The sequence below is a fragment of the Actinoplanes sp. NPDC051851 genome (assembly GCF_040681165.1).
Taxonomy (GTDB): Bacteria; Actinomycetota; Actinomycetes; order Mycobacteriales; family Micromonosporaceae; genus Actinoplanes.
The window spans coordinates 141600-161921 of record NZ_JBFAYF010000013.1 but is presented as its reverse complement, the minus strand read 5'-3'; the positions used below and the strand labels follow the sequence as shown (position 1 = coordinate 161921).

Sequence of the window (20322 nt, the reverse complement as noted above, 5' to 3'; positions counted from 1 at the left end):
TCATGACCGACGACCTGACCAGCGGCTCGGTCCCGGACGCCTACAGCCAGTACACCACGCCCACCGACGCGACGGGCAGGAGTCAAGGGTACGCCTGGTGGCAGGCGGGTCCGGTCCTCGGCCTCATCGGCGGCGACCGGTACGTCGACGAGGCGAACCCGTCCTGGGAAGACGTGATCACCATGGTGGTCATCCCCGGCGAACCGGGGCACATCCGCAGCGCCGCGGGCGTCTGGCAGGTCATCTTCAGCCGCATCGAGCAGGCCAAGACCCTTCTCGACGACGGCATCGGCGACCTGGAGACGTGGGAGGGCGACGCCGGTGACAAGTACCGCGAGCATCTGACCAAGGTCTCGACCGGCCTGGGCGAGCTGATCGACAAGCACCGGAGCGTCATCACCAGCCTGAACGCCGCGGCGGACAACCTGCAGGCGGCGATCACCGCGATCCCGATCCCGGACGACATGGCGCACGAGGTGGAGGCCGCCAAGGCCAACTACTTCGATACGGGCCAGGTCACCGGCATCGGCCCGGACTGGATCTACAACGCCCTGCTCCCGATCTACAGCAACAAGTGGGTCGACGAGTTGCGGGAGGCGTTCAGCTGGGACTGGGCGAGCAAGAACCTCCGCGACTGGATCAGCGACGAGGACGACAAGGCGAAGAAGGCCTACCAGCAACTGGCCAGCCAGCACGTCACCACGCTGAGCAACATGCCCGAGGGGCAGAAGCTGACCAACCTGGACCCGGGCGACACGACGGTGACCTCGGTCCCGACGACGCCGGGCACGGTGCCGAGCGGCGTGCCCTCCACCGGCGCGTCCGACCTGAACACCAAGGGCTACACGCCGAGCACCACGGTGCCCACCTCCGGCACCGGCACCGGCACCGGCATTCCGAGTTCGAGCACGACCACACCCGACACCACCACTCCGTCGTACGACACGGGCACCGGCACGGGTTACCCCAGCACGGGTGACTACTCGGGGTCCGGCACCGATCCCGAGCTCGGCTCCGGTCTCGCCGGTGCGGGCGGCGGTGGTCTCACCGGCGCCGGCGCGGGCGGACTGGGTTCCGGTGCCGGCGGCGTCGGCGGCCTGCCCAGTTCGGGCGCGGGCCTCGGCGGGCTGTCGGGCGCCGGCGCGGGCAGTGGCCTGGGCGCCGGCGCGGCCGGCCTCGGCGGTCTGGCCGGCTCGGGCCTGGGTGCCGGGGCGCTCGGAAAGGGCGCGACCGGAGGCATGGGCATGGGCGGCGGCGGTCACGGAGGTCAGGGCGCCGGCGACGGCGACGAGCACAGCACCTGGCTGAACGAGGACGACGATCCATGGGGTTCGGACGATGATCTGGCGCCGCCGGTGCTGGGTGCCTAGGAGAGCTGATACGTGATTTCCCGTTGGCGCATGGCCGTCGCGGCCTCGGCTGCGACGGCCGTCGCTCTCGTTCCCACCCTTCCCGCAGCGGCCGCGGACACCATCCGTGGCCAGCAGTGGTTCCTCGCCGCGGTCGACGCGCCCCAGGCCCAGAAGGTCACCAAGGGTGACGGCGTCGTCGTCGCGGTGATCGACACCGGTGTCGACGCCGGTCACCCCGATCTCTCCGGCGCGGTCCTGGAGGGGAAGACGTTCGGGCTCGCGTCGTCCAGCAAGGCCGGGCGCACGGATCCGGACGGGCACGGCACCCGGATGGCGGGCATCATCGCGGCCCGCGGCGGCGGCAGCGGTCACGCGCTCGGCATCGCCCCCGAGGCGAAGATCCTCCCGGTCGCCACGAAGCCGGACAGCATCGACTCACTCGCCGAGCCCATCCGGTGGGCCGTCGACAACGGCGCCGACGTCATCAACATCTCGGCCGGCCGCCCCGCCGATCAGGGCACACCTTCCGACGAGCGGACCGCGATCGCGTACGCCCTGTCGAAGAACGTCGTCGTGGTGATCGCCGCCGGGAACGTCGACCAGACCGGGTCGGCGGTCAGCTCGCCGGGCAACGTCCCCGGTGTGATCACGGTCGTCGGCACCACCCGGTCCGACGATGCCTGGAGCGGTTCGGCGCATGGACCGCAGGCGGTGCTCGCAGCCCCGGCGGAGGAGATCGTCACCACCGCCGAACGGTCGAAGCACGACAGCGGCTACTCCGTCGGCACCGGCACCAGCGAGTCGACGGCGATCGTGAGTGGCGTCGCCGCGCTGATCCGGGCGAAGTACCCGAAGATGAACGCCGCCAACGTCATCAACCGCCTGTTGAAGACCGCCACCGACGAAGGCGACAAGGGCCGCGACGAGCTCTACGGCTACGGCCTGGTCAACGCGTCGAAGGCCCTGTCGGCGGACGTCGACTCCGTCCAGTCCAACCCACTGGCCGCGGCGACCACGTCCTCGACCGGCGGCCCGGTCGCCGAGGGAGACAGCACGCCAGGCGGCTTGCTGAGCACGTCGACGGCGCGCGGCACGCTGGTCGCCGTCGTGGGCGCCGTCATCGTTCTGCTGTTCATCCTGGTGATCCGGGCGGCCAGCCGTCGTCGCCCGGCCACTCCGCCGCAGGGCTACGGCTGGCCGCCGGGCCAGCAGCCTCCCGGTTATCCGCCGGCAGGGTACCCGCCGGTTCAGCAGGCTCCCGGTTATCCGCCTCCGGGCTATCCGCCGGTTCAGCAGGCTCCGGGCTATCCGCCGCCGGGTTATCCACCGCCGGGCTATCCGCCCGGGACGATACCCCCGCAGCAGTATCCGATTCCCGGTCAGCAGCCGCCTCCCGGTTATCCGCAGGGTGCGCCCGGCCAGCAGGCACCGTGGCCCCCCGGGCAACAGCCGCCGGAGAACCGATAGCCCCGGCATAGGGCGGAGACCTTTTCACGGAGGTTGTTCGCTTCCATCCGTGAAATGATCGTAGTACCGGGACATGTGGGGAGAGGGCGCATTGACGGGGGATTCGACCAGTAGCGCCGGCATTCCTAGTTCGTACGATCAGTACGAGAACCCGACTGACGCGGCGGGTAAGAGTCAGGGTTATGCGTGGTGGCAGGGTATTCCGATCGGGACTCTGGGCCCGGCGACGAACATGCTGGGTGGTGATCGGTACGTCGACGAGGGTGATCCTTCGTGGGAAGACGTGATCACGATGGTGGTGATCCCGGGGGAGCCGGGTCACATCCGGAGTGCCGCTGGTGTCTGGGAGGTCATCTTCAGTCGTATCGAGCAGGCGAAGGCGCTGCTGGATGACGGTATCGGCGATTTGAAGTCCTGGGAGGGCGACGCGGGTACGGCGTACCGGGAGCATCTGACCGGGGTGTCGAAGGAGATCGGTACCCTGATTGATCAGCATCGTCCGGTGATCACGGCTCTGAACACCGCGGCTGACAATCTGGAGTCGGCGATCGATAAGATTCCGATTCCGGATGACATGGCGCATGAGGTGAAGGCGGCGAAGGACGGCTTCATCAACTCGGGCAATGTGGCTGGTCTGGGTCCGGACGCGATCTATCAGACGTTGATGCCGATCTTCAGCAATAAGTGGGTCGACGAGTTGCGGGAGACGTTCAGCTGGGACTGGGCGCAGAAGAACCTGCGGGACTGGATCAGCAGCCAGGACGACGAGGCGAAGGCCGCCTACCAGCAGCTGGCCGGCGAACACGTCACCACGATGGACAACATGCCGTTGGGTGATTCCTTCAGTGCGGCTGAACCTGGTGCCGGGGAATACACGCCGGTCACGTCGGGGACCAGCCCTAGCGAGCCTAGTGGTGTGCCCAGTACGGGTGCGTCGGATTTGAATTCCAAGGGCTATACCCCGAGTACCGGTACCAGCGTGCCGGATGGCAGTACGGGTACCGACATACCGAGTTCGAGTACGACGACGCCGGGTACGACGAGCCCGTCGTACGACACCGGCACTACCTCGCCGAGTTCCAACGACTATTCCGGTTCGACGACCGATCCCGACTCTGGTAGTGGTCTTGCGGGTGCTGGTGGCGGTGGTCTGACCGGTGCTGGTGCGGGTGGCCTGGGGTCCGGTGCGGGTGGGCTCGGGTCCGGTGCCGGTGGTGGCGCGGTTGGTCTCGGTGGTCTGTCCGGTATGGCTACAGGTACCAGTGGTCTCGGTGCCGGTGCGGCGGGTCTCGGTAGCCTGGCTGGTTCGGGTCTCGGTGCGGGTGCGTTGGGTAAGGGTGCGTCGGCGGGCATGGGTATGGGTGGTGCCGGTCATGGTGGTCAGGGTGCCGGTGACGGCGAGGAGCACAGCACCTGGCTGAATGAGGATGGCGATCCGTGGGGTTCGGACAACGACCTGGCGCCTCCGGTGCTGGGTGTTTAGGGAGCTGACTCGTGATTTCCCGTTGGCGTATGGTCGCCGCAGCCTCGGCTGCGACGGCCATCGCCCTTGTCCCGGCGCTGCCCGCCTCGGCTTCTGTCAGGCAGGACCAATGGTTTCTGGACGAGATCAAGGCCCCGCAGGCTCAGAAGGTCGCCGACGGCAGCGGGGTGGTCGTCGCGGTCATCGATTCCGGGGTTGACGCCGGTCACCCGGATCTCGCTGGAGCCGTTCTGGAAGGCAAGACGTTCGGCAGCTCGTCCAGCCAGGCCGGTCACACGGATCCGGAGGGCCACGGCACCAGGATGACGGGGATCATCGCGGCCCGAGGCGGCGGTGCCGATCACGCCCTGGGTATCGCGCCGAAGGTGAAGATCCTGCCGATTGCGATCAACACGGAGGGCTCCGTCTCGCTTGCGGAGCCCATTCGCTGGGCGGTCGACAACGGCGCTGACATCATCAACCTGTCGGTGGGCCGGGACGCGAGCGAAGGTACGTCTTCTGCGGAGACGGAGGCACTCGCCTATGCGATGTCGAAGAACGTCGTCGTGATCGCCGCCGCGGGCAACGTCGAGCAGGGCAAGGAGGAGGTCCAGTCACCGGCGAATGTGCCCGGTGTGGTCGCGGTCTCCGGCGTGACCCGGTCTGGTGATGCCTGGAGCGGATCCGCGCACGGGCCAGAGTTGGCGCTGGCCGCGCCCGCGGAGGACATTGTCACGATCGGTGATCGTACGAAGTACGAGAGCGGATACTCGACCGGCGGCGCGACGAGTGACTCCGCTGCCATCGTGACCGGGGTCGCTGCGCTGGTGCGGTCCAAGTATCCGAAGATGAGCGCTGCTAACGTGATCAACCGTCTGCTGAAGACGGCGACCGACGAAGGCGACAAGGGTCGTGACGGCCTGTACGGCTACGGCGTGGTCAACGCGCTGAAGGCGGTCTCGGCGGATGTCGCGTCGGTCGACGCCAACCCGCTCGGTGTCGCGGACACGTCGGCGAGCGAGTCTGTGGCTGCTCCTGGTGACAGCACGACAGGCGGTTTCCTGGGTACGCCGGAGGCCCGCGGCGTTCTGGTGATCGGTGTCGGTGTCATCATCGTGGTTGTGTTGATCCTGGTGATTCGGGCTGCCTCGCGTCGTCGCCCGGCCGGCCCGCCGGGGTACGGTTGGCCGCCCGGTCAGCAGCCTCCGGGTTATCCGCAGGGAAGCTATCCGCCTGTTCAGCAGCCGCCGCCCGGTTACCCGCCGCCGGGGTATCCGGTCGGGCCGCCGGGTGCGGTGCCAGCGCAGTATCCGCAGCAGCAGTATCCGATTTCGGGTCAGCAGCCGCCGCCCGGTTATCCCCAGCCCGCTCCCGGCCAGCAGCAGTGGCCGCCCGGGGGTCCTGGGCAGCAGCCACCACAGAATCGATAGCCCCGCCGCGGGCAAGGCCGAGACCGATCACGGACGACATCGAGTGGATGTCCGCGAGTGATCGCAGCACCGGGTACATGTGAGGAGAGCGCATTGACGGGGGATTCGACCAGCAGCGCTGGTATTCCTGACTCGTACGACCAGTACAAGGACCCGACCAACGCGGCCGGCAAGAGTCAGGGTTATGCGTGGTGGCAGGGTATTCCGATCGGAACCCTGGGCCCGGCGACGAACATGCTGGGCGGCGACCGGTACGTCGACGAGGGTGATCCTTCGTGGGAAGACGTGATCACGATGGTGGTGATCCCGGGGGAGCCGGGTCACATCCGGAGTGCCGCTGGTGTCTGGGAGGTCATCTTCAGTCGTATCGAGCAGGCGAAGGCGCTGCTGGATGACGGTATCGGCGATTTGAAGTCCTGGGAGGGCGACGCGGGCACCGCCTACCGCGATCACCTGACCGGGGTGTCGAAGGAGATCGGTGATCTGATCGACACCCACCGGCCCGTGATCACCAGCCTCAACACCGCGGCTGACAATCTGGAGTCGGCGATCGATAAGATCCCGATCCCGGATGACATGGCGCATGAGGTGAAGGCGGCGAAGGACGGCTTCATCAACTCGGGCAATGTGGCTGGTCTGGGTCCGGACGCGATCTATCAGACGCTGATGCCGATCTTCAGCAACAAGTGGGTCGACGAGTTGCGGGAGACGTTCAGCTGGGACTGGGCGCAGAAGAACCTCCGCGACTGGATCAGCAGCCAGGACGACGAGGCGAAGGCCGCCTACCAGCAACTGGCCGGCGAACACGTCACCACGATGGACAGCATGCCCACCGGCTCGACGTATGGCGACACTAAGCTGGGTGACGGAACGTTCACACCCACCTCGTCGACTCCGTCCGGCAGCGTAGGCGGTGTGCCCAGTACCGGTGCGTCGGATCTGAGTTCCAAGGGCTATACCCCGAGTACCGGCACCAGCGTGCCGGATGGCAGCACGGGTACCGACATACCGAGTTCGAGTACGACGACGCCGGATACGACGAGCCCGTCGTACGACACCGGCACTACCTCGCCGAGCTCCAGTGATTACTCGGGATCGACGACCGACCCTGATCTCGGCAGCGGTCTTGCCGGTGCTGGTGGTGGGGGTCTGACCGGCGCGGGCGCGGGTGGTCTCGGTTCCGGTGCGAGTGGTCTGGGCTCCGGTGCTGGGGGCGGTACCGCTGGTCTCGGTGGTCTGTCCGGTGCCGGAACCGCTAGCGGTCTTGGTGCCGGTGCTGCTGGTCTCGGTGGTCTGGCCGGTTCTGGCCTTGGTGCTGGTGCGTTGGGTAAGGGCGCGTCGGCCGGTATGGGTATGGGCGGTGCGGGCCACGGTGGTCAGGGCGCTGGTGACGGCGATGAGCACAGCACTTGGCTGAATGAGGATGATGATCCGTGGGGTTCGGACAATGATCTGGCGCCTCCGGTGCTGGGCGCTTAGGAGCTGATTCGTGATTTCCCGTTGGCGTATGGCCGCCGCAGTCACAACTGCGACGGTCATCGCCCTTGCTCCCGCACTGCCCGCCTCGGCGGAGACGGTCAGAGGGAGTCAGTGGTTTCTGGCTGCCGTCAAGGCGCCGCAGGCTCAGAAGATCACTAAGGGTGGCGGCGTGACTGTCGCGCTTATCGACACCGGCGTCGATGCCGGCCATCCTGATCTCAACGGGGTCCTTCTGGCAGGGAAGACGTTTGGTGGCTCGACCAGCGACGCTGGGCATACCGACCCGGTCGGGCACGGCACCAGCATGGCAGGACTCATCGCGGCCCAGGGCGGCGGAGAAAATCACGCACTCGGTATTGCGCCCGACGCGAAGATCCTCCCGGTGGCGATCAACACGGGGAACGACATCTCGGTGGCCGAACCTATTCGCTGGGCGGTTGATCAGGGTGCTGACATCATCAATCTCTCGAATGGCCGATCCGACGGTGAGGCTCGTCCTGAGGAATTGGCGGCGATTGCATATGCCCAGTCCAAGGACGTCGTTGTCATCGCTGCCGCAGGTAACCTCGAGAAGGATGGCTTAGGGGTCAACGCGCCCGCTGATACCCCCGGTGTCATTGCGGTATCCGGAATCGGTGAGGATGGCTTTGGGTGGTCCGGCTCATCGACCGGTCCGGAGATCGCCCTGGCTGCGCCTGCAGAGCAAATCGTCACGACCGGCGAACGTGCGCAGCGGGAGACCGGCTACTCGATCTCCGACGGGACGAGCGACGCGACCGCGATTGTCAGCGGCGTTGCCGCGTTGGTTCGGTCGAAATATCCGAAGATGAGCGCCGCCAACGTCATCAACCGTCTGATCAAAACTGCGACTGACAAAGGTAATAAAGGCCGCGACGATATTTACGGGTATGGCGTGGTCAATGCGCAGAAGGCGTTGACGGCGGATGTCGCGTCTGTGGACAAGAATCCGCTGGGGGAGGTGGCCGTGTCGCCGAGCGCTACCGCGGAGGCGTCCGGTGGCAATCTGACCAGCGGGATCCTGAGCACTCCGGAGGCGCGGGGCACCCTGGTCGTCGGTATCGGGGTCATCGTCGTGCTTCTGATCGTTCTCGTGGCCAGGTCCGCCGGGCGCCGTCGCGCCGCGGGCCCGCCCGGGTACGGCTATCCGCCGGGGCAGCAGCCGCCCGGTTTCCCGCCCGCCGGTTATCCGCAGGCCAACTACCCGCCCGGTCAGCAGCCTCCGGGTTACCCGCCGGGGCAGCAGCAGCCCGGATACCCGGGACAGCAGGTTCCCGGGTACCCGCCGGGTTACCCGCCACCCGGGTATCCGGCAGGTCAGCCCGGTGCTGTGCCTCCCCAGCCGTATCCGCAGCAGCAGTACCCGATCCCGGGGCAGCCGTTGCCGCCCGGCTATCCGCAGGGGGCGCCCGGTCAGCAGGCGGCATGGCCGCCCGGGCAGCCGCCGCAGGACAACCGGTAACCGCAGACGGCAGAGGCCGCACACCGAGGTGTGCGGCCTCTGCCGTGGGGGAGTGAGGAAGCTGCCGGGGAGCCAGGGTCAGGCGGCGTTCTCCAGCTCGGCGGCCTCCTTGATGTCGGCGGTGCTCACCGAGGCGGTGGAGCCGAAGAGGGAGACGGCCTCGTAGTACGTCCAGGCCAGGGAGTAGCAGGCGGGCTGGACGACCGTCGAGTACGTGGCGCAGAGGCGCTTCAGGTCGGCGTAGAACATCGAGTCGAGGCGGTCCTTGTTGGCGTCGAAGGTGCCGATCGCCTTGTAGTTGCGGTAGCCGAAGTCGTGGTGGTAGCAGGAGAGCCGGAAGTCGAAGCCCAGCGGCTGGTCGGGGCTGGAGGAGCAGTAGTCGGTGCTCCAGTCGAACTCGTAGTCGGCCCATGCGGACTGGTTCTGGCGGGCGGCGTTCCACGAGTTGTAGCTGCTCACGGTCGTCTGGGTGAACGACGCGAGCACCTCGGCCTTGTCGGCGGCCACGGCATGGGCGGGGGTGGCCAGGCCGAGGGTGGTCACCGTGGCGAGTGCCACGGCGAGAAGGGTACGGCGCGGGGACATCCGGTCTCCTTATCGAACGACGTGAACCGTTCGGGTGATCGAAGTTACCGACGAGTCACCCGAACGGTCCTCAGTCTCGATGTCCCTCCTGGACGCCGACACTTGGTTGCATGTCGATTTATCAATCAGCGTGTAAACGGACGTTAATGATCAGTGGGCGTAGACCTCCACCTCGTACGTGGAGAGCCCGTAGGAGGTCGCCCGGGTCACCCCGGTCAGCCGTACGTAGCGCGCGGTCACCGGGGTGAAGCCGGTGTTGTCGATGCCCCCGTTGGAACCGGTCACGCTGGCCCGGGTGGTCCAGGTGCTGCCGTCGGTCGAGGTCGAGATGGTGTACGCGCTCGCGTACGCCGACTCCCAGCTGACCGTCATCCGCCCGACCGACTGGCTGGACCCGAGGTCGACCTGGATCCACTGCCCGTCCGCCCAGGAGCTGGCCCATCGGGTGGACGCGTTGCTGTCCACCGCGTTGGAGGCCGGATACCCCGACTGGTAGCTCGACGCCGTGGCGGTCTTCCCGGCGGCCAGGTTGCTGATCGTGTCGCCCCGCTTGGCCGGGAACGACACCACCTGCTGGTAGGTCGGCCGGTTCTGCCAGGAGATCAGATCGTGGGTGATGCCGCCGAGCGGGGACTGCACGATCGCGTCCGCGCACCACTGGTCGCCGGCCGAGCAGTAGTCGTCGGCCGGGTACGTGGTCGCCGCGGTCTCGGAGAGCGCCGCGGTCAGGCTGGTCAGGATGGCGCTGCGACAGGTGCTGACCGTGCCGCTGCCACAGTACTTCGTCGACCAGCCGGAGACGGTGTCACCCAGCACCGAGCGGAGGTCCTTGTCGACGTACCCCCACCAGCCGTACTGGAAGGACGATCCCTTGTGGGCGACCGACTCGTTGGCCGAGGTGGGCAGGTCGGAGACCGGCCCGGTCTGGCCGCCGGAGGGCGACTCGTTGATCTGGATGGCGTCGACGAGCGAGTCGAAGAGGCCGGTGCCCAGGTTCGACGAGAACTCGGCCTGGACCAGGCGCGGCCACCACGCGTCGAAGATCCGGATCGCGTCGGCGTCGGTGTACGTCTCGCTGCCGGAGGCGGTCTCCTTGCGCAGCGCGCCGTTGGTCAGCCAGGTGCGCAGCTTGGTCAGCGCCGCTGCCTGGGCGGAATCGGTCACCGTGGCGGTGTCGATGACCCGCAGGATCACCGGCAGCACCTCCTTGCCGCGCAGGTCGGTCAGGGCCGCCGCCTCGACCACCTTGAGCAGCGAGGCCCGGTCGTACTTGGTGCCGGCCGCGATCCCGGCCTTGATCGGCGTGTCCAGCAGCTCCGCGCGGTGCACCGAGCCGAAGCTGAAGTTGCCGTCGGCGGCCGAGTAGCCGAGCGCCTGCTTGTTGTTCCAGCTGACGAAGTAGTCCTGGTTGACCGCGGTCGGATGGACCGTGTTGCCGTTCCAGCTGGTCCACTCGTAGGCCGCCTCACCCCAGGTGGGCAGGTTCGGGTCGGCGGTGGAGGGGCGGACCGGCTGGGCGCCCGAGGTGTACATCGCGTTCTCGGTCGAGTTCACGTAGAACCAGTTGAACGCGAACGGGATGTTCGACGCGGAGTTCTGGAACGCCGCGGCGGTGCCCATCTGGTCCGGCTCGTTGAACATCTGGAAGCCGATCGCCGAGTCCGCCTCGTGCATGTAGGTGGAGCGGAGCCGGGCGAACGCCACCGGCACGCCGCCGACGGTTCCCCGCCAGGTCACCAGCCCATATTTGGTACGCCACGTGTTGAGGCGGTAGGAACCCGCCGCCGTGCCGTCCGCGGTGGTCGGCGTCCACGCGTTGGTGTGGCTCAGCGCCTCCATCGCGGTACAGGTGCCGTGGTACAGGTAGCTGGTCGAGGCGGTGGTCGCCGTGCTGCCGTCCGCGTTGCAGAGCTTCACCGCGTACGTGTCGGTGATGTCCTGGATCGAGGAGGTGGCGCTCCACGCGTAGTCCGGGCCGCGCCCGAGCAGCGTGTAGAGGTTGAGCCCGCTGAACGCCACACCCCGGCTGCTGATCCCGGGGCCCTGCAGCTCCTGGACCATGAGCAGCTGCGGCGCGAAGTACCCGGTCTGCGGCCCGAATACGGCGACCGGGTGCCCGGTGGCCGAGTTCGCCGCCGACACGACCGCCGCGTTGGACATGCCGCGCTGCGCGCTGCTGATGGTCAGCGTGGAGAGCGAGTCCGCGATCGCGGAGGTGGAACCGGTGGTCAGGGCCGAGCCGGTCTCGTCGTAGACCAGCTGCTCGGGGGTCGCCGTCCCGGCGTCGGGCATCGCCACGCCGGCCGCGTCCGGGTTGCCGGTGCCGTACGTGAACGTCTGCCCGTTGTGCAGGGTGAGCACCGTCTCGGCGTCGTTCTGCGACCGGAACTGCTGCCAGACCTGGTCGCCGACGGTGGTGCCGTACTTGGCCCGCGCCGCGATCCGGACCAGCGCCGACTGCATCTCGGTGCCCCCACCGCCGCCGAAGAGGCCGCCGATGACACCGGCGACCGCGATCAGGTCGGTCATCACGAAGTCCTCGGGACCGCCGGCGTTGGTGACCGAGTCGAGGTGCCCGGTCAGCACGTACTCGCCGGGGCAGTTCCGGGCGGCCATGCAGTCGTCGATGTACTTGTTGACGCCGGCCAGGTAGTCGGCGACGTCGGTGTAGAGCTGCGCGCCGCGGGTGCCGGACGCCTTCAGGGTGTCGAGCTGCGACTGCAGGTCCGCCTCGTTGTACGGCGAGTTCCGCCAGACGCTCTGCTCCAGCTCCCGGTTGCCCTCGGCGCCGCCGGCGAAGCTGGTCAGCGTGCCGCGCGCGACGTGGCGCATCAGGTCCATCAGGAAGAGCCGGTCCTGGGCGCCCGCGTATCCGGCGCCGTACATGGTGCCGGAGCGGGTGGTGCCGGTGACGTGCGGGATGCCGAGCGTCTTGTCCCGCACGATGGTGACGTCCGAGCGCGGGCTGACCGTGCTCGCCACGTCGGCGGCCGCCACGCCGTACGCGGAATCGTTGAAGAAGGTGTTGATCTGCCCGGATGTCAGACCGGTGTAGTTGTAGGCCAGGTTGGCGTAGGGCGCGAGCTGGTCGTCGGCGTGCGAGGGCTGGGTGCCGAAGACCTGGTGGGCCAGGATCGCCGCGAGGGTGGCGTCGCCGTTCTGCCCGGGCGGCAGGATGTCGGAGCACTCGCCGAGGCAGTAGTCGTTGCTCGCGTATGCCGCCTCGGCGGCTGGTGGATCCACCTGCGAGACCGCGACGGTGGTGAGGAGCGTCGTAGTGACAAGGGCACTGACCAGGGAAAAGCGTCGGCGCATGGGGACCGCCTTCGGGGGAACGCGTGACGCGAAAAAGATTCACAGATATTAAGACGTCGATGGCTTGGATGACCAGGGGACAACGTCGACGGCTATCTGTGGGCCGGTCGCACCACGTCCTATGGCCGGGCCCGGCGTGCCGGAGTACCGGGACACCCGTTGATGACACCGGGACGTTTCCGGTACGCGTGGCGCCTGCCGCATGTGGACCCGCTCGCGTATCTCGACATCGCCCACTTCGAGCGGCTGGTCGTCCCGATCCTGCAGAAACGCGGACTCTTCCAGCAGACCTATACCGCGCCGACATCGCGTGGTCGTCTGTTCGGGTGACCCGCCCCCACGCCGTCCTCGCGATCTGCTGTTCCAGTGTGGCCGTCGTGGTGCTGGACATCGCCGCCGTCAACGTCGCGCTGCCGTCGATCCGCCGCGACCTGCACGCCTCGGTCGCCGGCCTGCAGTGGACCGTCGACGCGTACGTGCTGGTACTCGCCGGTTTCCTGGTACTCGCCGGCTCCACCGCCGACCGGTGGGGCCGGCGCCGGGTGTTCCAGCTCGGCCTGGTCACGTTCGGGCTCGGGTCGCTGCTCTGCGGCCTGGCCCCGGGCATCGGCTGGCTGATCGCGGCCCGGGTCGTGCAGGCCGTCGGCGGCACCATGCTCAACCCGGTCGCGGCGGCGATCGTCGCGACCGCCTTCCCCGACCCGGCCGCCCGGGCCCGCGCGCTCGGCGTGTTCAGCGCGACGACCGGTTTTGCCCAGGCGCTCGGCCCGGTCGCCGGCGGCGCGCTGATCGGCGGCTTCGGCTGGCACGCCGTCTTCTGGGTCAACGTGCCGATCACCGCCGTCGCGATGCTCTGCGCCGCCCGTTACGTCCCCGAGTCGCGTGCCGCGCGTACCCGCCGCTTCGACCCGGTCGGTCAGCTCCTGATCGCCCTGCTGCTGCTCGGTACGGTCGCCGCCCTCATCGAGGGCTGGGCGTTCCCGGCCGTCGTCGCCGGGCTCGCCCTCGCGGGCCTGCTCGCCTACGAGCCACGCCGCGCCGACCCGCTGCTCGACCCGTACCTGTTCCGCCGCCCGCCGTTCCGCGCGGCCATGCTGATCTCGCTCTGCGGAATGTGCGGGTTCGGGGCGTTCCTCTTCGTCACCACCCGGTACCTGCAGACCGTCCGCGGCATGTCCCCGGTGGCGGCCGGGGTGGCACTGATCCCGGTCGGACTCGGGGTGGCGCTCGCCTCCCCGCTGGCCGGTCGCCTGGTCGCCGCCCGGGGCGCCCGGCTGCCGCTGGCGATCTCCGGGGCCGCTCTCGCCGCGGGCGGTCTCATGTCGATGGGGCGCGGACCGGGCAGCGCGCTTCCCGTCGTACTCATAAGCTTCTTGATGTTCGGCATCTCCCTCGGCATGCTCATCGCCCCGATCACGGCGACCGCGCTCTCCGGCATGCCGCCCTCGATGGCCGCGCTGGCGACGTCACTGCCGTCGGCCGCCCGCCAGACCGGCACGGCGCTCGGGGTGGCGCTCGCCGGAAACCCCGCCACCGTGTGGTGGCTGACCTGCGCCCTCGGCACCGCCATCCTGCTGTTCTCCCCGTCCGTCGACGACCGGCGCCTCGTCAGGTGAGCAATGCGTCAGAGGACGGCGGTTTCGAACACTCCCTGGGCGGACTCGTGGACGCAGGTGATGTCGTGGCGATCGAGGAGGTCCAGAAGATCGCTCGAGGGACGTGTGGGCAGGAGCACAGCGAGATTCGGTTCGGACGGAATGTGGCGGCTGTAGTCGAGGAGCTGCCCGACCGCCATCCGGATGTCCTCACGCCGCACCGTGCCCTTCACCTCGTACAGAACGTTGTCCGTGCGGTCGAACAGGTCGGTGTAGAGAGCACTCTTCTCGCCGGGCGACCTGATCTTGTAGCGCTCGCACTCGTGCCCGTCTGCCCTCAGACGGGCCGCGAATCGTTCGGACAGCTCGGCCTCGCGTTTCCACGCCTCCCGTACCTCGGACGGCTGCGGCGGCCGGGCGTAGCGTGTCTTCCGTAGTGACTCCAATGGGACTGGCTGGACCAGCGTGGATGGGCTCCGTTTGGGGGCGACATCGGGAACATGGTGCCACCACAGTTCCTCCAGCTCCTCGTCCGCAGGTGACGAGACCTTCTGGCCGGAGCCGAGTACGTAATTCCAATTGTGCCCGGGGACGGCTTCCAGAAGTTCCTCGATCGTGACCCGATCGGCGATATCTACGATGGTGTCCCAGACGATGTCCACATAGTGCGCGGTTCTGTCGGACTCGTCCCAATGGGCGTCCTCCACGACGTCACCTGTTGTGAGCCGTCCGCTTCCGACGATCCCTCGCTCCCGTACCTGGCGGAGGAGGAAGACCCGATCACCGCGGGCCATGCCACCACGTCGGGATCCGACACTCCACCGTCCCTCGATGGTGTCGCCGGCCTGGGTGACGGCCACGTCCTCCCGATACTCGTCGGGTGGATAGACGGAGTCGCTGGCATTCCAGGTAAGGATGAACGTCGCCACTGCACGAGGATGCATCATGCGGTCGGATTCGGACAGAGGGCCAGGAGACGGAGGGCTTATCCGTTGGCGGTTCGGCGAGGCGGTCCACCAGCATCTCCAACCGGATGGGACCGCCTCCGCTACGTCCGGGTCGCCGTCATCATCGCGGCGTTCGGGTTGCTGGCTGCCGTACTCGCCCTGCGCTGACCCCCGATGTGTGGAGATCCTGTGCAGATACGTTGTTCCTGATCGGAATCGGCCGTCGGTGGTGATTCGATGACTCGTATGTGGAAAACCGTGAAGGGCGTCGTCTACGCGATCTACGCGCGGCGTCTCACCCGGCGTCTCGCCGGGGCGAACCTGCCGCGACACATCGCGATCGTCATGGACGGCAACCGGCGGTGGGCTCGGCAGGAGGGATTCCCGGACGCCCGGATCGGGCACCGCTACGGGGCGGAGCACCTCGACGAGGTGCTCCAGTGGTGCGCGCAGATGGGCGTACGGCACGTGACCGCGTTCGTGGCCTCGGTGGACAACCTGCGCAAGCGGGACTCGGGGGAGGTCGGCAACCTGATGACCATGATCGAGGAGGTCGTCGCCGAGCGCCTCGCCCAGCCCGTGAGCAGGTGGCAGGTGCACCTCGCCGGCCGGCTCGACGTGCTGCCGGACACCACCCGGCACGCGCTGAAGCTCGCCGAGGAGGCCACCCGGGACAAGGGCGCGGACTTCCACATCACCATCGCGATCGGGTACGACGGCCGTGACGAGATCGTCGACGCCATCCGGTCGCTGCTGGAGGAGGAGGGCCGCGCCGGTCACTCCGTCGACGACATCGCGCAGCGGTTGACGGCCGACCGGATCGCGGCCCATCTCTACACCAGCGGTCAGCCCGACCCGGACCTCGTCATCCGGACCAGTGGGGAGCGGCGGATGTCGGGCTTCCTGCTGTGGCAGGCGGCCTACTCCGAGCTGCACTTCTGTGACGTGTACTGGCCGGGGTTCCGGAAGATCGACTTCCTCCGGGCGCTGCGGTCGTACGCGGCGCGACATCGGCGCTTCGGCGCGTAGGCCGGGGGCGCCCGGATCTCGAAACCTCCCCAGCCGCTCCCATCGCCCCTAGACTGTGATGGATGTCGATTGCGGCGCCGGGCTCCGGGACCCTCCCCGCCATGGCCCGCGCCATCGCCACCACCATCGTGGTCGCCATCCCGGTCTTCCTCGTCGGCGGCCTCGCCGTGCAGATCGGCGCCGACCTGCACTTCTCGGCCGCGGGGACCGGCCTCGCCACCGGCGCCTACTTCGCCGCGGCCGCGCTCACCGCCGTACCCTCCGGCGCCCTCGTCGAACGCTTCGGCGCCCGCCGCGTCTCCCGGTACGGCATCGCCCTCTCCGCCGCCTCGCTGATCGCCATCGGTGCCGCGGCGCACTCGCTCGCCTCCCTGATCGCCCTGCTCGTCCTCGGCGCGCTGGGCAACGCGATGGGCCAGCTCGCCGGCAACGCCAGTCTCTCCCGCCGCGTTCCGGTACGCCGTCAGGGCCTCGCGTTCGGCCTGAAGCAGGCGTCCATCCCCGCGTGTACCCTGCTGGCCGGCGCGGCGGTCCCGGCGGTGGCCCTGACGCTCGGCTGGCGCTGGGCGTTCGTGGCGGCGGGCCTGCTCTGCCTCCCGGTGCTCGCGGTGCCGCCGGATGACGCCGTACCGTCCAGGAAGGAGCGGCAGCGTGTCCCGCGTCCGATCCTGATCCTCGGGGTGGCCGCCGCGATCGGCTCCTCGGGTGCCAACGCGCTCGGCGCCTTCGTCCCCCTCTCGGCGGTCAGCCGCGGCGTCTCCCCACAGTTCGCCGGCGTCCTGCTCACCGTGGGCAGCGCCGTCTGCGTCGTCGCCCGCGTCGCCGGCGGCTGGCAGGCCGACCTGCGCCCGGACTCCCAGGTGGGCGTGATCGCCGCCCTGATGGCCTGCGGCTCCGCCGGGCTCCTCTTCCTGAGCTTCTCCGGTACGGCCACGATGACCTGGGGAGTGGTCCTGGGATTCGGTTTCGGCTGGTCCTGGCCGGGGTTGCTCAACTTCGCGGTCGTGCGGCTGCACCCGCAGGCACCGGCGGCGGCGAGCTCGGTGACCCTGACCGGTGCCCAGGCGGGCGCCTGCCTGGGCCCGCTCGGCCTCGGCACGGTCGCCCAGACGGTGGGTTACACCCGCATGTGGACCATCGCGAGCGTCGCTCTGGCCATCGGGGCGCTGCTGATGGTCGCGGCCAGTCGAGCCCTCATGAAGGGGAGCTGAAGAGGCGGGCCACCATCTCCGCCCGGGAGCAGACGTCCAGCTTGACGAAGACCCGGCGGATGTGGGTCGACACCGTCCACAGGCTGATGTCGAGCGTGCTGGCGATCATCCGGTTCGTCGCCCCCTCCGCGACCAGGCGGGCGATCTGCTGCTCGCGCGGGCTGAGCCGGTGCCGGACCGTCGGGGCCTTCACCACCAGGACGCAGCGGACGTTCGCGTGCTCCATCACCACCGCGACGCCGCCGCGCGGTTCCTCGGTCATCGCGAACCCGCCGTCCTCGGCCTGCCGCAGCATCTCGCGCAGGGCGAGGACGATGCTCTGGTGGGCGACGCCTGGCACTTCGGTTTCTGGCATCACCGCCACCACCCCCTCCGCCATGCTCGGCGAGGCGCGGGACCTCGGACAAGGGCCGTGCGGCTGGAATTCCCGCTCATCGATCGACTCCCCCGATCGCGGCGAGCAGGGCGGCGCACGTGTCGACCGCCGCGAACCACCCGCGTACGTCCATGTGCTCGTCCGGGCCGTGCGCGCCGCCGCCGGGTGTACCGAGTCCGAGCAGCAGGGGCACGACGCCGAAGACCCGGCGCAGATCACTCACGGCGGCGATCGAGCCACCGGAGCGGACGTACGCCGGACGCGTGCCGAACCCGGCCGCTGTCGCGAACTCGACAGCCCGCCGCAATGCCGGTCCAGGCACCAGGTGCTCACCCCGGTGCGCGGCCGTGACCTCGGCGTCCAGGCGTACCCGCACCGGAACGAGACGGCGCAGGCGGGTCCGCACCCGGGCGGCCACCGCCTCCGGGGCGACTCCCGGCGGAAGCCGGATGTCCACGTCGGCGAGCGAGCGCCCCGGCGTACCCCCGGAACCGTCCCCGGCGCGCAACCCGGTGACCGTCACGGCCGGGAGCAGCGCCACGCGGCGATCGAGGTCGCCCGCGCGCGTGGCACGGCCCCCGGCCCGGCGCCGCAGCTCCGCGCCCCCGACCCGGGTGACCGGCACCGGGAGCGGCCCGCGGGCCGGCGGCAACCAGCCGCGGGACGACCGCTCCAGGTCGAGCAGGACCCGGGCCAGCACCAGCGACGGGTCGACGAGCGCGCCGCCGAACCGGCCCGGGTGTACGGCCGGACCACCCGCGTCCACGGCCAGCCGCAGCGTGAGGTGCCCGCGCTGGGAGACGGTCACGGCGGGCCGGTCCATCGTGGCGCGCTCGGTGTCCGAGACGACGATCGCGTCCACCGCGCCGATCCGCCGCCGCACCTCGACGGCCGCCGCCGCGAAGCCCGGACTGCCGATCTCCTCGGCGCCCTCGGCGATCACCACGACCGTCACCGGCGGGCCGCCCGCCGCCCGCCAGGCGGCGAGCCCGGCCAGGTGCGCGAAGAGCTGGCCCTTGTCGTCGTTGGCGCCGCGCGCGTAGAGCCGTCCGTTCCTGATCACCGGGGTGAACGGCGGTGCGGTCCATCCCGGCCCGGGTGGCCGTACGTCGTAGTGCCCGTAGACCAGCACCACCGGGCGACGGCGGCGCCCGTCGAACCGTCCGGTCACCACGGGCGGGCCGCCCGGCGTCGGCAGGTGCTCGACCCGGGCGCCGAACCCGGCCAGCCAGGCACCGAGCCAGCGCGCGGAGTCGCCGGTGGAGGCGAGGGAGAGCCAGTCGGTGAGTTCGGCCAGCCGGGCGCGCGGCACGGTGCCGGCCAGCGGGGGGCGCGGCGCGGCGCCGGGCGGGATCACCGGCGGGCCGCGGGCCGGGTGCCCGAGCGCCCGCCCCGATAGGTCCCCAGCCCACCGCGCCGCGGATACACCGGCCCGCCGTGCCGCCCGGCCGGGGGCATCGCCGAGGGGGCCCGTTCCGCGTACGGCGTCGCGATCCCGGACTGTCCCTGCTGCTCCCACGGCAGCACCCGGTCGGTGCCGGTACGCCGCGCGAGACTCATCGCCTGTGCCGAGGTCAGCCACTCCTCCGACGGTTCGGCGATCTCCATGAGCAGCGCCTCGAACTCCCCGCGGGTGGTCTCCATGATGTGGTTCCCGGCCAGCCAGCGCAGCACGTCGCGCCCGTTGACCGCCATCCGCTGCCGGGGACTGCTCTGCAGCCGCTCGTCGAAGTAGCGGATCAGCACCTCGTCGACCACGTCCCACGCGTTGTCCGCGCCGAACAGGTCCTTCACGTCGTCCGAGCCGAGGATCCGGAAACACTCCTCCAGCAGCTGCATGACCTCGACGCGCAGCACGTTGAGGTGGCCGTACGAGGTGAACTTGAGGTTGTTGCGCAGGTCGAGACCGGAGCGCCGGACCACGGCGATCGAGCCGAAGCTCGGGTCGTGCGCGCGCTCCCGGATCACGTCGCTGATCCGCTTGTCCCGCCAGAAGAGCGTCACCTGGTTCACGAAGTGCGCGAACAGCATGTGGAAGTCGGTGTTCGGCCGGCTCTGCGCGGAGCCCAGGCCCTTGCCGTACCCCAGCACCCGCCGATAGGCGGAGATCCGGTCCTGCCGGGTGTACCGCAGCACGTCACGCCGGTCGAACTGGTAGAGCCGGTAGGCGCCCTCGCCGCCGGAGAGACGCACCGCCCCGGCCTCGAAGAGCTGCTTGAGCTTCTGTACGACACGGAAGACGCCGATCTTCTCGTGCTGGTAGATGTAGTACAGATCGCCGACCGCGACCACGCGCTCCGAGTTGACGTTCTCGTCGTACGGCGCGACCCCGGCCGGGATCTTCACCTCGCCGAAGCGCTGCGCCGCGTCCGGCCCGATGCCGACCAGTTCCGCGAGTCCCCGGTCCGGCGGTGTGGCCGCCGCGGCGTCGGCCGCCGCGCTCGCGTCGACCAGCTCGTCGATCTGCCGGTTCAGCTCCTCGGCCAGCGCCGGGTTGGAGACCAGACTGCCGGAGAGCCGCTCGGCGACCTGCCGGCGCAGCGCCTGGATCCGGTCCAGCCGATCCTGGTACTCCCGTTCCGAGAGCATCCCTA

General features: G+C 69.3%; 16 protein-coding genes. 10 read left to right on the top strand and 6 right to left on the bottom strand.

The window, feature by feature from the left end; all coding sequences use genetic code 11:
- Positions 1-2 precede the first annotated feature (2 nt).
- The 6 genes from AB0M08_RS16005 to AB0M08_RS15980 all read left to right on the top strand — a co-directional run bounded on the left by AB0M08_RS16005 (position 3) and on the right by AB0M08_RS15980 (position 8670).
- A complete protein-coding gene (locus AB0M08_RS16005) occupies positions 3-1370 on the top strand; it encodes a WXG100 family type VII secretion target (RefSeq protein WP_364493165.1) in 1368 nt (455 codons plus the stop codon).
- 30 nt (positions 1371-1400) lie between these two features.
- Entirely contained in the window at positions 1401-2819 is a 1419-nt protein-coding gene (locus tag AB0M08_RS16000) for a S8 family serine peptidase (RefSeq protein ID WP_364493163.1), read from the top strand.
- Between the two features lie 73 nt (positions 2820-2892).
- Positions 2893-4302, top strand: a complete 1410-nt coding sequence (locus tag AB0M08_RS15995) for a hypothetical protein (RefSeq protein WP_364493161.1) — start codon at positions 2893-2895, stop codon at positions 4300-4302.
- 29 nt (positions 4303-4331) lie between these two features.
- The gene (locus AB0M08_RS15990) at positions 4332-5711 is read left to right on the top strand and encodes a S8 family serine peptidase (RefSeq protein ID WP_364493159.1); all 1380 of its coding nucleotides are present in this window, start codon (positions 4332-4334) and stop codon (positions 5709-5711) included.
- A 57-nt stretch (positions 5712-5768) separates the two neighbouring features.
- Positions 5769-7190, top strand: coding sequence for a hypothetical protein (locus AB0M08_RS15985; protein WP_364493157.1), 1422 nt, complete (start codon positions 5769-5771; stop codon positions 7188-7190).
- Positions 7191-7218: 28 nt separating this feature from the next.
- A complete protein-coding gene (locus AB0M08_RS15980) occupies positions 7219-8670 on the top strand; it encodes a S8 family serine peptidase (RefSeq protein ID WP_364493155.1) in 1452 nt (483 codons plus the stop codon).
- A gap of 78 nt (positions 8671-8748) precedes the next feature.
- Here AB0M08_RS15980 and AB0M08_RS15975 read toward each other — a convergent pair whose 3' ends face one another.
- Together AB0M08_RS15975 and AB0M08_RS15970 are read right to left on the bottom strand one after the other, a co-directional pair.
- Positions 8749-9255, bottom strand: coding sequence for a phospholipase (locus tag AB0M08_RS15975; protein WP_364493153.1), 507 nt, complete (start codon positions 9253-9255; stop codon positions 8749-8751).
- A gap of 150 nt (positions 9256-9405) precedes the next feature.
- A complete protein-coding gene (locus tag AB0M08_RS15970) occupies positions 9406-12570 on the bottom strand; it encodes a penicillin acylase family protein (protein ID WP_364493151.1) in 3165 nt (1054 codons plus the stop codon).
- 162 nt (positions 12571-12732) lie between these two features.
- Here AB0M08_RS15970 and AB0M08_RS15965 point away from each other — a divergent pair, with 162 nt between their 5' ends.
- Both AB0M08_RS15965 and AB0M08_RS15960 read left to right on the top strand, forming a co-directional pair.
- Complete coding sequence (locus AB0M08_RS15965; protein WP_364493149.1) at positions 12733-12900, top strand: hypothetical protein; 168 nt, start codon at positions 12733-12735, stop codon at positions 12898-12900.
- Positions 12897-14186 carry an MFS transporter gene (locus AB0M08_RS15960; protein ID WP_364493147.1) on the top strand — a complete coding sequence of 430 codons (1290 nt, stop codon included), beginning with the start codon at positions 12897-12899 and terminating at the stop codon, positions 14184-14186. Before AB0M08_RS15965 ends, AB0M08_RS15960 begins: the two co-directional genes overlap by 4 nt.
- Positions 14187-14194: 8 nt before the next feature.
- On the opposite strand, the gene AB0M08_RS15955 is transcribed toward AB0M08_RS15960, so the two are convergent.
- Entirely contained in the window at positions 14195-15094 is a 900-nt protein-coding gene (locus AB0M08_RS15955) for a hypothetical protein (protein ID WP_364493145.1), read from the bottom strand.
- A gap of 264 nt (positions 15095-15358) precedes the next feature.
- Here AB0M08_RS15955 and uppS point away from each other — a divergent pair, with 264 nt between their 5' ends.
- Complete coding sequence (gene uppS / locus AB0M08_RS15950; protein ID WP_364493143.1) at positions 15359-16141, top strand: polyprenyl diphosphate synthase; 783 nt, start codon at positions 15359-15361, stop codon at positions 16139-16141.
- Between the two features lie 62 nt (positions 16142-16203).
- On the top strand, positions 16204-17352 hold the full coding sequence (locus tag AB0M08_RS15945) for an MFS transporter (protein ID WP_364493141.1): 1149 nt from the start codon (positions 16204-16206) through the stop codon (positions 17350-17352).
- Here the strand turns inward: AB0M08_RS15945 and AB0M08_RS15940 are convergent.
- From AB0M08_RS15940 to AB0M08_RS15930, 3 genes are all read right to left on the bottom strand, one after another.
- Positions 17336-17707, bottom strand: coding sequence for a helix-turn-helix transcriptional regulator (locus AB0M08_RS15940; protein WP_364493139.1), 372 nt, complete (start codon positions 17705-17707; stop codon positions 17336-17338). The two genes, AB0M08_RS15945 and AB0M08_RS15940, sit on opposite strands and share 17 nt — an antisense overlap.
- Before the next feature lie 76 nt (positions 17708-17783).
- Positions 17784-19085: a M20/M25/M40 family metallo-hydrolase gene (locus AB0M08_RS15935; protein ID WP_364493137.1), complete on the bottom strand. Its 1302-nt coding sequence runs from the start codon at positions 19083-19085 to the stop codon at positions 17784-17786.
- Positions 19082-20317 (bottom strand): hypothetical protein, encoded by a 1236-nt coding sequence (locus AB0M08_RS15930; protein ID WP_364493135.1) that lies wholly within the window; start codon positions 20315-20317, stop codon positions 19082-19084. Before AB0M08_RS15930 ends, AB0M08_RS15935 begins: the two co-directional genes overlap by 4 nt.
- Positions 20318-20322 lie beyond the last annotated feature (5 nt).